General features: G+C 74.0%; 10 protein-coding genes and 1 riboswitch. Of the genes, 3 read left to right on the top strand and 7 right to left on the bottom strand.

All coding sequences use genetic code 11. From position 1 onward, the window contains the following. Nucleotides 1-14: 14 nt before the first annotated feature. From IE182_RS00625 to IE182_RS00600, 5 genes are all read right to left on the bottom strand, one after another. Nucleotides 15-746 (bottom strand): response regulator transcription factor, encoded by a 732-nt coding sequence (locus tag IE182_RS00625; protein WP_373303488.1) that lies wholly within the window; start codon nucleotides 744-746, stop codon nucleotides 15-17. Next, entirely contained in the window at nucleotides 743-1,975 is a 1,233-nt protein-coding gene (locus tag IE182_RS00620; RefSeq protein WP_190107583.1) for a sensor histidine kinase, read from the bottom strand. The genes IE182_RS00625 and IE182_RS00620 overlap by 4 nt, the downstream gene beginning before the upstream one ends. Nucleotides 1,976-2,671: 696 nt before the next feature. Continuing rightward, nucleotides 2,672-3,535 carry an Fpg/Nei family DNA glycosylase gene (locus IE182_RS00610; protein ID WP_190107582.1) on the bottom strand — a complete coding sequence of 288 codons (864 nt, stop codon included), beginning with the start codon at nucleotides 3,533-3,535 and terminating at the stop codon, nucleotides 2,672-2,674. Nucleotides 3,536-3,570: 35 nt separating this feature from the next. Next, nucleotides 3,571-4,767: an FAD-dependent monooxygenase gene (locus IE182_RS00605; RefSeq protein WP_190107581.1), complete on the bottom strand. Its 1,197-nt coding sequence runs from the start codon at nucleotides 4,765-4,767 to the stop codon at nucleotides 3,571-3,573. 177 nt (nucleotides 4,768-4,944) lie between these two features. Further along, a complete protein-coding gene (locus IE182_RS00600) occupies nucleotides 4,945-7,374 on the bottom strand; it encodes an excinuclease ABC subunit UvrA (protein WP_190107580.1) in 2,430 nt (809 codons plus the stop codon). Nucleotides 7,375-7,532: 158 nt separating this feature from the next. On the opposite strand from IE182_RS00600, the gene IE182_RS00595 reads away from it, so the two are divergent. Then, nucleotides 7,533-8,261, top strand: a complete 729-nt coding sequence (locus tag IE182_RS00595) for a response regulator transcription factor (RefSeq protein ID WP_190107579.1) — start codon at nucleotides 7,533-7,535, stop codon at nucleotides 8,259-8,261. After that, nucleotides 8,254-9,378, top strand: a complete 1,125-nt coding sequence (locus tag IE182_RS00590) for a sensor histidine kinase (RefSeq protein ID WP_190107578.1) — start codon at nucleotides 8,254-8,256, stop codon at nucleotides 9,376-9,378. The genes IE182_RS00595 and IE182_RS00590 overlap by 8 nt, the downstream gene beginning before the upstream one ends. Nucleotides 9,379-9,704: 326 nt before the next feature. Here IE182_RS00590 and nicT read toward each other — a convergent pair whose 3' ends face one another. Further along, nucleotides 9,705-10,901, bottom strand: coding sequence for a Nickel transporter NicT (gene nicT, locus IE182_RS00585; RefSeq protein ID WP_229844483.1), 1,197 nt, complete (start codon nucleotides 10,899-10,901; stop codon nucleotides 9,705-9,707). 30 nt (nucleotides 10,902-10,931) lie between these two features. Next, nucleotides 10,932-11,146, bottom strand: a riboswitch (cobalamin riboswitch). Between the two features lie 81 nt (nucleotides 11,147-11,227). Further along, nucleotides 11,228-12,451, bottom strand: a complete 1,224-nt coding sequence (locus tag IE182_RS00580) for an FAD-dependent monooxygenase (protein ID WP_190107577.1) — start codon at nucleotides 12,449-12,451, stop codon at nucleotides 11,228-11,230. 167 nt (nucleotides 12,452-12,618) lie between these two features. On the opposite strand from IE182_RS00580, the gene IE182_RS00575 reads away from it, so the two are divergent. After that, nucleotides 12,619-14,169, top strand: coding sequence for an APC family permease (locus tag IE182_RS00575; RefSeq protein ID WP_190107576.1), 1,551 nt, complete (start codon nucleotides 12,619-12,621; stop codon nucleotides 14,167-14,169). The last annotated feature ends 15 nt before the right edge of the window (nucleotides 14,170-14,184 follow it).

Here is a 14,184-nt window from a genome sequence, read left to right as displayed (position 1 = left end):
CGCGGCAGGTCGCGTCAGCCGGCGAAGCGCGGCACGACCAGACCGGACTCGTACGCGATCACCACCGCGTGGGTCCGGTTCTGCGCGCCGAGCTTGGTCAGCACGTTCCCGACGTGCGTCTTCACCGTCTCCAGGCTCACCGTGAGCGACTCCGCGATCTCCGGGTTGGACAGGCCGGTGGCCATCAGCCGCAGCACTTGCTCCTCCCGCCCCGTCAGCGCCGCCTTCGGCAACGCCTCGGCGGACCCCAGCGGGCGGGCGGCGACCATCCGGCGCAGTGCCGCCGGGAAGAGGATCGTCTCCCCTTCCGCCACCACCCGCACCGCCTCGGCGATCCGCCGGACCGGGAGCCGCTTGAGCACGAACCCACTGGCCCCCGCGCCGAGCGCGGCGGTGACGTGGTCGTCGTTCTCGAAGGTGGTGATCACCACGACCTTCGGCGGTTCGGCCGATTCGGCCAGCAGCTGCCGGGTGGCCTCGATGCCGTTGCGACGGGGCATGCGCACGTCCATGAGGACCACGTCCGGCCGGAGCCGCCGCGCCTGTTCGACCGCCTCGATGCCGTCGGCGGCCTCCCCGACCACCGCGATCCCCGGCTGTGCCGCAAGCAGGGTGCGCAGACCGCTGCGGGTCACCTCGTCGTCGTCCGCGATCAGCAGTGTGACGGGGGTGCCGGTGGGGCTGGTGGAGCCGGGGCCGGTGCCGGTGCCGGTCATGACGGCTGCGCTCGCGTCGGAGCCGGTCATGCCGGCAACCGGACCGGCAGCCGGACCGCCAACCGCCAGTGCTGCGGCCCGTCCGGACCGGCCTCGATCTCACCGTTCAGCAGCCGCACGCGCTCGGCCAGCCCGGGCAGACCGTGCCCGGACGTCGGGAAGGCAGCCCGGCCCGTACCCACGCTCGTCCCCGCCCCGGTCCGGTTGACCACGCCGATCTCCAGCCCGTCCGGCGCGGCCGCCACGCGGACGTGGACGGGACCGCCCGCCCCGTGCCGCAACGCGTTCGTCAGCCCCTCCTGCAGGATCCGGTACGCCGCCCGGGAGAGCGGCCCCCGCACCAGCGTCAGCTCGCCCGACAGCACCGGCTCCACCACCGCGCCCGCATGCCGCAACCGGTCCAGCAGTTCCGGCAGGTCGGCCAGGGTCCGGCTGGGCGCCGTCTCCGCCTTCTGTTCGCGCAGCGCGCCCAGTACGTAGTCCAGGTCCTCCAGCGCGGCCCGGGCCGACTCCTCGATGCTGCGCAAGGTGGCCCGCGCCGCCACCGGGTCGGCGGAGAGCACCTCGCCCGCCACCGCCGCCTGGATCGTGGTCGCCGTCAGCGTGTGCCCGATCGAGTCGTGCAACTCGTGGGCGAGCCGGTTGCGTTCGGCCAGCGCCAGTTCCCGCTCGGCCGCCAGCGCGAGCCGCTCGGCCGGCGACGGCCCCAGCAGCCTCGGTGCCAGCCCCCGCAGGACGTTCGTCACCACCACGCACACGGCCGCCGCCAGCAGCACGCAGCCGAGCGCCACCGCCCAGCTGCCCCAGCCGTCCTTCACCCGCACCGTCCGGCCGAACAGACTCAGCCCCGCCTCGGCGCCGAGCGGGAGGGTCAGGCCCGCGAGGATCAGCACACCGCCCACCAGCACCCCCGTCCACCCCAGTGCCACGTGCAGCAGCAGCCAGAGAGGAGTCCGCCAACGGTCGCCGCCCACCGGACGGCGCGCGGCCACAGGGTCCGGCAACGGCACCTTCAGCAGGCGACGGGCGCACGCGATCAGCACCCGCCGCGTGGGGCGGGCCAGCCCGGCCACGCCGATCAGTGCCGCCCAGACCAGCAGGGCCAGAACGCACTGCACCCCATAGGGAGCGGACGGCCACACCAGCGCCGGCAGCATCGCCAAAGGCAGCAGCGGAAGGCTCACCAACGCGCCGCACGAAGCGAACAGCACACCCGCATACGTGGAGCCGCGCAGCAGCGGCCGGACTCTCATGATCATCACCGGCCAGTATGACCGGACGGCTCACCGGGGGTCCTCCCCCGATCGAGGGAGCACGATGTCCCGCCTTTCCGCGATGCGCGCCCAGGAGCCGGAAGCCAGGATCGTGTCCTGCCCGGTCGACCTCCCCAGAAGGACCAGCATCACCATGCGCAACGGACGAATGGCACCTCTTATGACTGCCGGCATCACGGCGGCGGCTTCCCTTTCGGCCCTGACCCCCGCAACGGCCTTTGCCGCGTCCGGGCCGTCCGCCGCCGAGGACCCCCTGCGGCAGTACACGCAGCAGCAGCTCACGTGGCAGCGCTGCGAAGCCGGCGGCCCCGCCACCTTTCAGTGCGCGACGGTCAAGGTGCCGCTGGACTACGACGATCCCGACGGCAAGAAGATCGACATCGCGATATCCCGGCTGAAGGCGAGCAGCGCGACGGAACGCCGCGGCGTTCTGCTGCTCAACCCCGGCGGCCCCGGGGCGCCGGGGCTGAATCTGCCCGTCGACCCGATACTGAAGGTTTCCGCGGAAGTGAAACGGCAGTACGACGTCATCGGGTTCGACCTGAGAGGTGCCGGGCAGAGCTCTCCCGTCAGCTGCGGTCTGACCGCGGACGAGCAGGACGGCACCCCGTACAAGGCCGGGACCTTCGCGAAGGACGCGGAGCGGGCACGTACGTTCGCGGGAGAGCGGGTCCCGCGGGCTCACTTCAGCAGGCGTGACAGCCGCCGGTCGGCCAGCGGCTTGCCGCCCGTCTGGCAGGTCGGGCAGTACTGCAGCGACGAGTCGCTGAAGGAGACCTCGCGGACGGTGTCGCCGCACACCGGGCAGGGCTCCCCGGTGCGGCCGTGCACCCGCATGCCGCTCTTCTTCTCCGCCTTCAGTTCGGCGGCGGCGTGCCCGCGCGACCGTTCGACGGCCTCCCGCAAGGTGGTGCCCAGCGCTTCGTAGAGGTCGGCCGTCTCGGTGTCGGTGAGGGCCGCGGCGAGCTTGAACGGCGACATGCGGGCGGCGTGGAGGATCTCGTCGGAGTAGGCGTTGCCGATGCCGGCGATGACCCCCTGGTCGCGCAGGACGCCCTTGATCTGGCGTCGCTCGCCGCGCAGCAGCCCGGCGAAGACCTCCGCGGTGAAGCCGGGGGCGAGCGGGTCCGGGCCGAGGCGGGCGACGCCGGGGACGTCGGCGGGGTCGTGCACGCAGTACACGGCGAGCCGCTTCTGGGTGCCCGCCTCGGTCAGGTCGAAGCCGTCGCCGCCGGCCAGCCGCACCCGGAGCGCGAGCGGCCCCCTGCCCGGGCGCGGGGGTGCGGCGGGCAGGCTGTCGTGCCAGCGCAGCCAGCCCGCCCGGGCGAGGTGGAAGACCAGGTGCGGCCCGTCGTCCGTGTCCAGGTCGAGGAATTTGCCGTGCCGCCGCACCGCGGTGACCGTGTGCCCTTCGACGGCGCTCAGGGGCGGGTCGTAGGTCTTGAGGACGCTCACCGCGGCGGGCAGAACGCGCTCGACCGTACGGCCCACGAGGCGCTCGGTCAGGAACCCGGTGAGGGCCTCGACCTCCGGCAGCTCCGGCATGGCTCCAGTCTGCCGCAGCGGGCCGGGGCGGCAACTCAGTGGACGGGGGCGCCCCAGTCGATGCGGTAGCCGGTGAGCCACTCGGTGCCGCCCCCGGTGTCCTCCGCCATGCGGCGGGCCACGTCCTCGTCGCGGGCGCGCCGCTCCTCGGGGGTGGCGGCCACGCGTCCGGCCATGGCGGCGCTCATGGCGACGACCCGCTCGACGCGCTCGCGCCGCAGCCGCTCGTACGCCGCGAACGCCTCCGCCGGGACCGGCAGGTCGCGCAGGCAGCGGGCCAGGACGACGCCGTCCTCGATGGCCATGGACGCGCCCTGGGCGGCGTTGGGGGCGGTGGCGTGGGCGGCGTCGCCGACGAGGACGGTGCGGGTGTCGTGCCACACGGGCGTGGTGGGGATGTCGTAGGCGTTCGTTCCGACGATGTCGTCCCCGGTGGCGGCGGCGATCGCGGCGGCGGGCGTACGGTCGTCGGCGAAGGTCCCGGTGACGCGGCTGCGCCACCGGTCGGGGGTGAGGGAGGTGAGCGAGGCCCTGGGCAGTTCCGCGCCGGGGATGTTGGCGAACCAGTAGGTCGTGCCGTCGGGCCCGGTGGTGCAGCCGAAGAAGCCGCGGCGGCCGTACATCATCCGGTAGGTACCGGCCGGCACGCGATGGCCGGTGGCACGGGTGCGGCCGCAGACGGTGAGCTGGCCGGTGTGGCGGGGGACGGGCGCGGTGGCGTCCAGCAGGGTGCGGGTGCGGGAGTGGATGCCGTCGGCGCCTATGACCAGGTCGCCTTCGGCGCGGGTGCCGTCCGCGAAGACCGCCGTGACCGCCGGGCGACGGCCGCTGGACGTGGCGGTGGAGGTGGAGACGAGCCGTTTGCCGTGCTCGACGCGGATGCCGCGCCGCGCGGCCTCGTCGCGCAGCGCCCGGTAGAGGGCGGCGCGCGGGAGCGTCCGCGGCCTCGGCCCGTCACCGCTGCCGGCGATGGGCCGGGCGCCGAGCGTGCTGCCCGTGTCGCTGAGGAACTCGACGGTGCCGGAGGGGAAGGAGTTCTCGCGCACGGGCCGGTCGGCGTCGATGACGGCCAGCGCCTCCAGGCCGTTGGCGAACAGGACGAGGAACGCCCCGGCGTGGTCGGCGCCGCTGGGGTACGCCTCGTAGACCGTGGAGCCGATGCCGGCCCGCTGGAGCGCCATCGCGGTGACGGGCCCGGCGATGCCGCCCCCGATGATCAGGGCATGGGTCATGGCGCTCCATCCCAACACGTCGCGTCCGGCCTCCCGGTCCCCGGATGCACCGATCGCCCGGTCGAACATTCATGCACGACGAAACCAGACGGAGTGCGGCGCGTCCAGAGCCCGTGGCGGCCGCCGTCCCGGCCCGCGCGGCCGCGCGTCGCCGTCGACGCGCGGCCGCGGCCGGGGCTACCGCCCCGTGCGGAGCGCCGCGGCCAAGTAGGGCGCCGTGGCGCTCCCGGCGGTCTCCGCGACCTCGCGCGGGCTGCCGGCCGCCACGATCCGGCCGCCCTCCTCGCCCCCGCCGGGGCCGAGGTCGATCACGTGGTCCGCGCCCGCCACCACGGCCATGTCGTGCTCGACGACCACGACCGTGTTGCCCGCCTCCACCAGCCCGTGCAGCTGACGCAGCAGCACCTCCGTGTCCGCCGGGTGCAGCCCCGTCGTCGGCTCGTCCAGCACGTACAGCGTGTGCCCGCGGTGGGTGCGCTGCAGCTCGGCCGCGAGCTTGATGCGCTGCGCCTCCCCACCGGACAGCTCCGTGGCCGGCTGGCCCAGCCGCAGGTAGCCCAGGCCCACGTCCTGCAGCGTGCGCAGGCCGCGCAGCGCGGCGGGCACGTCGGCGAGGAACGCGGCGGCCGCGTCCACGGTCATGTCGAGGACGTCGGCGATCGTCCTGCCGCGGTGGGTGATCTCCAGGGTGCCGGGGTTGTAGCGCGCTCCGCCGCACGCGGTGCAGGGGGCGTACGTCCCGGGCAGGAAGAGCAGCTCCACGGCGACGAACCCCTCGCCCTGGCAGACCTCGCAGCGCCCGGCGACGACGTTGAAGGAGAAGCGCCCGGCGCCGTAGCCGCGGGCCCGGGCCTCGTCCGTGGCCGCGAAGAGCTTGCGCACGGCGTCGAACAGGCCGGTGTAGGTGGCGAGGTTGGAGCGGGGCGTGCGGCCGATCGGCTTCTGGTCGACGCGCACGAGCCGGCCGAAGGCCGCGAGCCCCTCGGCCTTCACCTCCGGCTGCCGCCCCTCCAGGTGCGCCCCGACGGTCTCCGCCAGCGCCTCCCCCACCAGCGTCGACTTGCCCGAGCCGGACACGCCGGTGACGGCCGTGAAGACGCCGAGCGGGAAGTCCGCGTCGACGCCGCGGAGGTTGTGCCGGGTGATGCCGCGCAGCCGCAGCACGCCGGACGGCTCGCGGGGTGTGCGGGCGCGGGGTGCGGCCCCGCCGGGGAACACGAACCGGCGCGTCGCCGACTCCGCGACGTCCGCGAGCCCGGCGACGGGTCCGCTGTAGAGCACCCGGCCCCCGTGCTCGCCCGCCTGCGGGCCGACGTCGACGATCCAGTCGGCGCGGCGCACGACGTCCATGTGGTGCTCGACGACGAACAGCGAGTTGCCCGCGGCCTTGAGCCGGTCCAGCACGGTCAGCAGGGCGGCGCTGTCCGCCGGGTGCAGGCCCGCGGAGGGCTCGTCGAGGACGTAGACGACGCCGAAGAGGCCGGAGCGCAGCTGGGTGGCGAGCCGCAGCCGCTGCAGCTCTCCGGCGGAGAGGGTCGGGGTGGGCCGGTCGACGCTGAGGTAGCCCAGGCCCAGCTCGGTGAGGACCTCGATGCGGGCGAGAAGGTCCTGGGCGAGGGCCGCGGCGGCGCCGTCGCCCGTGCCGGCGGCCGGGCGCAGCGTCCGCGCCAGCTCGGCGAGCGGCAGGGCGGCGAGGGCGGCGATGTCCCGCCCGGCGAAGGTGACGGCGAGCGCCTCGGGCCGCAGCCGCCGTCCTTCGCACGCGGGGCAGGGCCGGCTCACCAGGTGCCGTTCGGCGCGGGCCCGCAGAGCGGCGCTCTTGGAGTCGGCGAAGGTGTGCAGCACGTAGCGGCGGGCGCTCATGTACGTGCCCTGGTAGGGGCGTTGGATGCGGTCGGCGTCCCGCACGGGGTGGACGGTGACGACGGGCTGCTCGTCGGTGAAGAGGATCCAGTCGCGGTCCGCCCGCGGCAGCTCCCGCCAGGGCCGGTCGACGTCGTGGCCGAGGGTGTGGAGGATGTCCCGGAGGTTCTTGCCCTGCCACGCGCCCGGCCAGGCGGCGATGGCGCCGTCGCGGATGGACAGCGACGGGTCGGGGACGAGGGAGTCCTCGGTGACGGTGTGGACCCGGCCCATGCCGTGGCACTCGGGGCAGGCGCCGGTGGCGGTGTTGGGCGAGAAGGCGTCGGAGTCCAGCCGCGCGGCCCCTTCGGGGTAGGTGCCGGCGCGCGAGAAGAGCATGCGCAGGGAGTTGGAGAGGGTGGTCACCGTGCCGACGGAGGAGCGCGAGGTGGGCGCGGAGCGCCGTTGCTCCAGCGCGACGGCGGGCGGCAGCCCGGTGATCTCCTCGACCTTGGGCGCGCCGACCTGGTGGATGAGGCGGCGGGCGTAGGGGGCGACGGACTCGAAGTACCGGCGCTGGGCCTCGGCGTAGACGGTGCCGAAGGCGAGGGAGGACTTGCCGGAGCCGGAGACGCCGGTGAAGACGACGAGGGCGTCGCGGGGGATGTCGACGTCGACGGCCCTGAGGTTGTGCTCGCGGGCGCCGCGCACGCGGACGCAGGGGTCGTGCGGGGTGGCCTCCGGCCGGGTTGCCGGGTCGTGCATGGGGGGCTCCGCGGATCGGGTCGGCGTGCGTTGCGGGGGGGGACCGATTCTATTTCCCCGGCCCCGCCCCTTCCCGTAACCGGGGCTCCGCCCCGGGCCCCGGTCCTGGGGAAGGGGCGGGGCCGGGGACGTGCCCTCCGGGGTGCCAAGCTGGGGACATGCACGAAGGCCCCCCGCCCCACGTCCTGGTCGTGGACGACGATCCGACCGTCGCCGAAGTGGTGGCGGGCTATCTGACCCGCGACGGCTGCACCGTCGACCGCGCCGCGGACGGGCCCACGGCCCTGGCGAAGGCCGCCGCGGCCCGTCCCGACCTGGTGGTCCTCGACCTGATGCTCCCCGGCGGCATGGACGGCCTCGACGTCTGCCGCGCCCTGCGGCACGACCACGGCCGGCTGCCCGTCGTCATGCTCACCGCCCGCGGCGAGGAGGAGGACCGCATCCTCGGTCTGGAGGTCGGCGCGGACGACTACGTCACCAAGCCGTTCAGCCCCCGCGAACTCGTCCTGCGGGTACGGTCGGTCCTGCGCCGCACCCGTCCGGTGGCGACGACGGCCGCGCCGCCGCTGTGCGCGGCCGGCCTGACGCTCGACCCCGTGGCCCGGCGCGCCGCCAAGGACGGCCGGGAGCTGGCCCTCACGCTCCGCGAGTTCGACCTGCTGGCGTTCCTGCTGCGCCACCCGGGGCGGGCCTGTGCCCGCGAGGAGCTGATGCGCGAGGTGTGGGGCTGGGAGTTCGGCGACGTGTCCACCGTGACGGTCCACGTGCGGCGGCTGCGCGCCAAGGTCGAGGACGACCCCGCCCGGCCGCGGCTGATCCAGACCGTGTGGGGCGTCGGCTACCGCTTCGCCGCGTACCCCGGCGAGGAGGCACCCGGCCGTGCGTGACGTGCTGCTCATCGCCCTCTACGCCCTCCTCGGCGCCGCTGCCGCCGGGCTGCTGGGCGCCCTCGCGCTACGGGCCGTGCGCCACCGGTCCGTCGCCGTGTCGCTCGCCGTGGTGGCCGCGGTCCCGGTGGCCGCGATGCTCGCCGGGACGCTGACGGTGGCGTGGGCGATGTTCCTGTCCTCGCACGACCTGACCGCCGTGACGACCGTGTGCGCGATGGCCGCCGTGATCTCGCTGGCGACCGCGCTGCTCCTCGGGCGCTGGGTGGTGGCGCGCAGCGCGGACCTGACCCGCGCCGCCCGTTCCTTCGGGGAGGCCGGCGCGTTCGCGGCCCCCGGCGGCGCGGCCACGGCCGAACTGGACGCGCTCTCCCGCGAGCTGGCCGCGACCAGCGCCAGGCTGGCCGCGTCCCGCGAGCGCGAGCGCACCCTCGACGCGTCGCGGCGCGAGCTGGTCGCATGGATCTCGCACGACCTGCGCACGCCGCTGGCCGGGCTGCGCGCCATGTCCGAGGCGCTGGAGGACGGCGTGGCCGAGGATCCGGAGCGCTACCACCGGCAGATCCGCACCGAGGTGGACCGGCTCAACGCCATGGTCGGCGATCTCTTCGAGCTCTCCCGCATCCACGCCGGCTCCCTGCCGCTGCGCCCGAGCCGCATGTCGGTGAACGACCTGGTGGACGGGGCGCTGGCAGGCGCCGGCCCGCTGGCCCGCGAGCACGGCGTCCGCCTGGTGGGGGACGCGGTCGAGGCGGTGCCGGTCGAGGTGGACGGCAGGGAGATGACGCGGGTGCTGGGGAACCTCCTGGTCAACGCCATCCACCGGACGCCCGCCGACGGGACGGTCGCGGTGGCCGCGCGGCGCACCGGCGCCGGCGTCGTGCTCTCCGTCACGGACGAGTGCGGCGGCATCGCGGAGGAGGATCTGCCGCGCGTCTTCGACACGGGCTGGCGCGGCTCGGCGGCCCGTACCCCGCCGGCCGGCGGCCGCGGCGGCGCGGGCCTGGGGCTGGCGATCGTGCGGGGCATCGTCGAGGCGCACGCCGGCCGGGCAACGGTCCGCAACGTGCCCGGCGGTTGCCGGTTCGAGGTGACGCTGCCGGCGGCCGGACCGTAGGAACGGGCCCCGGCCGCCGTCAGCTTGGGGCCTGCGCGGCCCCGCCGAGGGTGATCACGGGCCAAGGCGCTGACGTGATCAGGGGTGGTGCGCCACGATGCACCCTCCGGCAGAGCCACGAGCGTGGAAGTGAACGGGATAGCCCATGTCCGACACTGACGCAGCAACAGATTCCGGTACGGGCGGCAGCGGCTCCGGGCCCCTGCGCAGGATCGCCGCCGCGGTCGACCGGGAGCGGGACGTCTCCTCCCGCACGTGCCTGACATGCGGCGGACCGACCAGGGTGGTGGTGCGGGAGGAGCTCACCGGGCACAGCCCGCCCGTCGTCAGCGCGCGGAAGGAGTGTGCGGGCCCGGGGTGTCCCCGTCCGTGACCGCAGCCGGCGTCCCGGGGCCGGCGGCCGGTGCGGCGGCCGTGCGGGAGGCCCAGCGCTGCTCGACCTTCGCCAGGCGCCAGTAGGCGAGCGCGATCGCCCACACCACCACGAACAGGCCGACGATGACGAAGCCCACGTTGTCCAGGTTCAGCCCGGCGATCCAGCCGCTGACCGGGTCGTCGAGGCCGAGCTTCTCGTGCAGGACGCCGACCAGTTCGATGGTGCCGATGAGGAAGGCGACGGCGATGGACAGGCCGGTGATGGTGAGGTTGTAGTAGACCTTGCGCACCGGGTTGGAGAACGCCCACTGGTAGGCGAAGTTCATGAATGTGCCGTCGAGGGTGTCGAAGAGGCTCATGCCGGCGGCGAACAGCAGCGGCAGGCACAGGATCGCGTACCACGGCAGCCCGGCGGCGGCGCCGCTGCCGGCCATCACCATCAGCGTGACCTCGGTGGCCGTGTCGAAGCCGAGGCCGAAGAGGAAGCCCAGCGGGTACATCTGCCCGGGGCGGGTGATGGAGCGGGTGAAGCGCCCGAGGAGGCGGTTCATGAACCCGCGCGAGTCCAGGTGCTGTTCCAGCTCGGCCTCGTCGTAGCGGCCCTCCCGCATGGCCCGGAAGATGCGCAGGATGCCGGCGAGCGCGATGAGGTTGAGGGCGGCGATGAGGTAGAGGAAGCCGCCGGAGACGGTCGTGCCGACGATGCCGAGGGTCTGGTGGGTGGTGGACTCCTCGTCCATCAGCGTCCCGGCGAGCTGGGTGCCGCCGGCGACCAGCAGGGCCATCAGGACGACGACGCTGGAGTGCCCGAGGGCGAACCAGAAGCCGACGGAGACCGGGCGCTTGCCGTCGGCCATCAGCTTGCGGGTGGTGTTGTCGATGGCGGCGATGTGGTCGGCGTCGAAGGCGTGCCGCATGCCGAGGGTGTAGGCGGTGACGCCGAGGCCGACGCCGAAGACCTTGGAGTCGACGGTGTAGTGGTTCGGGACGACGAGCAGGAAGAGCACGCCGAACGCGACGACGTGCAGGGCGGCTATGACGGCCAGGAGGCCGGCGGTCCGCACGGTGTCCTGGCGGCGCCAGCGGAAGGCGGGCAGGACACCGCCGGGCGACGCGGCGGGATCGGCGGAAGGGGTGGAAAGGGACATGGTGGGGTGAACGCTCCAGCACCTCGTGGATCATTTCGAGATGCCGTGGCCGGTCTCCTGGCTTACGGGTCCGTTCGCCACCGCCCCAGCCTTCCCGGCAGCCGGATGCTGCCAGTGGCTCCGCGCACCCGGGGTGCGCGGAACGGGACGGTCACTCCCCGATCACAGTGGCGAGGGCCGCTCCGGAATCGGACCACGGGGGTCTGTCACCGGTCTTCCCGAACACCACGGCCGGGCCACCTTAGCGCCCGGCCGCCCTCCTATGGCGCAAAAGTGGCTCTTGCCACGTCGTCGCAACAAGGACGGCCCGGCTCACGGACGCCCCGTCACGGAGCGGGCCGTTCCAGCGCGTGGCCGCCGAAGCCCCGCTCGCCGTCGGAGATCCGCCGCCACCAGTCCTCGACCGTCCGCTGGTCCATGGCCGCCCAGTCGGGAGTGGCCTCGACCTGCGCCCGGCCCAGCCGCCGGGCGAGGTCGACCACGGCTCGCCCGCTGGGCGAGCGTTCGGCGTCGTAGGCCCGCACCCCCTCCGCCCAGGAGTCCGCCGCACACAGGGAGCGTTCCAGCACCACCACGTCCTGGAGCGCCTTGACGGCGCCGCCGCCCATGTGCGGGCGGGCCACCGAGGCCGCGTCGCCCACGAGGACGAGGCGGTCCTGGCCGTAGTGGGGCACGGCGAGGTCGTACAGCGGCTGGACCGCGGCCGCGGAGCGCGGCGTGGCACGGACCACGTCCTGCCAGTAGGGCGGGAAGTACCGCTCCACGATGCCTTCGTGATGCTCAGTCAGCTCCGCCGTCACCCTGCCGGGCGGCAGGCTGGTCGGGTCGGCCGATGCCAGGGCGGCGGTGGACGGCGGGGTGGCGTAGAAAACCCAGTTGGCCGAGACGCCCTCCCCGCGCGCACCGGGAATGCGGTAGGCGATCATGTGGCCTCCGGGGAAGGTGACGGTCGTCGCCTCGCCCTCGGGCCAGGCGGACCGCGGCTCCGGCAGCAGCTCACCGGGGACGGCGCCGCGCCAGGCCAGGTAGCCCGCATAGCCGGGCACCTCGGGGGTGCGCGTCGCGGCCCGGACGACGGAGCGGTATCCGTCCGCGCCGACCACCAGGTCGAAGCGCTCTTCTCCCCCGCCGGCGAAGCAGAGCGTGACCCCGTCCGGTGCGGGCACCACCCGTTCCACCACGGCGCCCTGCACGTAGGCCACGGAGGCGGGGATGCGGGCCCGCAAGGCGCTCCACAGCGGACCCCAGGCGTACGAGCGGAAGGGGAACGGCACCCCGCCCAGCAGCCGTCCGGCGTGCCCGCCGCCCTCGGCGGTGATCCAGGTGCGCCGGGTGAGCCGCACCCACGGCATGGAGCCGTCGGTGTACCCGGCGGCCTCCAGCTCGGCGTAGCGCTCCTTGTGCACCGCGAGGCCGATGCCGCGGTCGTGCAGCGCGCCGGCCGCCCGCTCGTAGACGACGACCTCGCCGGCGCCGGCCCTGGTCAGCGCCAGGGCGGCCGCGCACCCCGCGACGCTGCCGCCCACGACGGCCACTCTTCCTCCGCGCATGCCCCGCCCCTTCCTTCGCTTCACGCCACTTCCCGCCCGGTAGCAGTCCGTGCACAGATCTTGACCGACCGTCGGGCGTACGACCAGAGTCTCCGACACTCCGCAGGTGATGGACGCGTCAGGCGGGCCGGTGTACCAGTGCAGTATGACGAGAAGGGGCTGACGCCATGACAGATTCGGCAGCGCGCACGGAACACGGGCCCGGGGAGCCGGCGGTGCCGGGCCAGCGGGGCGCGTTCGTGCGCCGCATCGGCCTGTTCCAGGCCACCGCCATCAACATGAGCCAGATGTGCGGCATCGGTCCCTTCGTGACCATTCCGCTGATGGTGGCCTCCTTCGGCGGGCCGCAGGCGGTGATCGGCTTCGTGGCCGGTGCGGTGCTGGCCCTGGCCGACGGGCTGATCTGGGCCGAGCTCGGCGCGGCGATGCCGGGCGCCGGCGGCAGCTACGTCTACCTGCGGCAGGCGTACCAGTACCGCACGGGCAAGCTGGTGCCGTTCCTGTTCGTGTGGACGGCGATGCTCTTCATCCCGATCGGCATGTCCACCGGCATCATCGGCTTCGTGCAGTACCTGGGCTACCTCTGGCCGGGCATGGGGCAGACGGAGGGCGACGTGACGGGCCTCGTCGTCATCGCGCTCATCCTCACGCTGCTGTGGCGGCGGGTCGACCACATCGCACGGATCACGGCCGCGCTGTGGTGCGTCATGCTCACCTCGGTGCTGCTCGTCATCATCGCCGCGTTCAGCAACTTCAGCCCCGACCGGGCCTTCACCTATCCGGCGCACGCCTTCGAGCTGACGACCCATCACTTCTGGGTCGGCTTCGCCGCGGGCCTGACCATCGGCATCTACGACTACCTGGGCTACAACACCGTCGCCTATCTGGGTGCCGAGATCAAGAACCCCGGCCGCACGGTGCCACGGGCGATCGTCTACTCGATCCTCGGCATCATGGGCATCTACCTGCTGCTGCAGATCGGCACGCTGGGCGTGATCGACTGGAAGGAGATGCTCGACCCCGACTCGACGGCCTCCTCGTCCGTGGCCTCCGCGGTGCTGGAGCGCTCCTGGGGCAAGGGCGCGGCGGACGTCGTCACGCTGCTGATCCTGGTCACGGCGGGCGCGTCGGTGCTGACCGGGCTGCTGGGCGGTTCGCGCGCGCCCTACGACGCCGCCCGCGAGAAGGTCTTCTTCCGCCCGTACGCCAAGCTCCATCCGCGCCACGGCTTCCCGGTGCTGGGGCTGGCGACGATGGGCGTCCTCACCGCCGTGGGCTTCCTGATCGGCCGTCACACCGACCTCGCGACGCTCATTCAGCTGCTGACCGCCGTCATGGTGATCGTGCAGGCCCTGGCGCAGGTGCTGGCGCTGTCGGTGCTGCGGCGGCGGCAGCCGGGGCTGCGCCGGCCGTACCGGGTGTGGCTCCACCCGCTGCCCAGCGTGGTGGCGCTGGTCGGCTGGCTGGTCATCTACGGCTACGCGGACGAGAACGCACCGGGGCGGCACCCGATCGAGTGGTCGCTCGCCTGGGTGGCCGCCGGCTGCGTGGCGTTCGTGCTGTGGGCGGCGTACGAGAAGGTGTGGCCCTTCGGGCCACGGGAGATCAGCGAGGAGTATCTGCACGCCCCGGACCCCGACGCCGTGGCCGATGCCGCGGACGACCGGGGTCAGGATCCCGACGGGAACCCCGACAGCAAGGAGCCGACCCCCGCCTGACGGGGCGTCGGTGCC

Source organism: Streptomyces cinnamoneus, assembly GCF_014650495.1.
Classification (GTDB): Bacteria; Actinomycetota; Actinomycetes; order Streptomycetales; family Streptomycetaceae; genus Streptomyces; species Streptomyces cinnamoneus.
This window is presented reverse-complemented; position numbering and strand designations above follow the sequence as displayed.

What these genes read in the sequence shown, in the direction of transcription:
- IE182_RS00620 (WP_190107583.1), bottom strand. Translation starts at nt 1,975, where the DNA reads ATGATCATGAGAGTCCGGCCGCTGCTGCGCGGCTCCACGTATGCGGGT.
- IE182_RS00600 (WP_190107580.1), bottom strand. Translation starts at nt 7,374, where the DNA reads ATGCACGACCCGGCAACCCGGCCGGAGGCCACCCCGCACGACCCCTGC.
- IE182_RS00595 (WP_190107579.1), top strand. Translation starts at nt 7,533, where the DNA reads ATGCACGAAGGCCCCCCGCCCCACGTCCTGGTCGTGGACGACGATCCG.
- IE182_RS00605 (WP_190107581.1), bottom strand. Translation starts at nt 4,767, where the DNA reads ATGACCCATGCCCTGATCATCGGGGGCGGCATCGCCGGGCCCGTCACC.
- IE182_RS00625 (WP_373303488.1), bottom strand. Translation starts at nt 746, where the DNA reads ATGACCGGCTCCGACGCGAGCGCAGCCGTCATGACCGGCACCGGCACC.
- nicT (WP_229844483.1), bottom strand. Translation starts at nt 10,901, where the DNA reads ATGTCCCTTTCCACCCCTTCCGCCGATCCCGCCGCGTCGCCCGGCGGT.
- IE182_RS00610 (WP_190107582.1), bottom strand. Translation starts at nt 3,535, where the DNA reads ATGCCGGAGCTGCCGGAGGTCGAGGCCCTCACCGGGTTCCTGACCGAG.
- IE182_RS00580 (WP_190107577.1), bottom strand. Translation starts at nt 12,451, where the DNA reads ATGCGCGGAGGAAGAGTGGCCGTCGTGGGCGGCAGCGTCGCGGGGTGC.
- IE182_RS00575 (WP_190107576.1), top strand. Translation starts at nt 12,619, where the DNA reads ATGACAGATTCGGCAGCGCGCACGGAACACGGGCCCGGGGAGCCGGCG.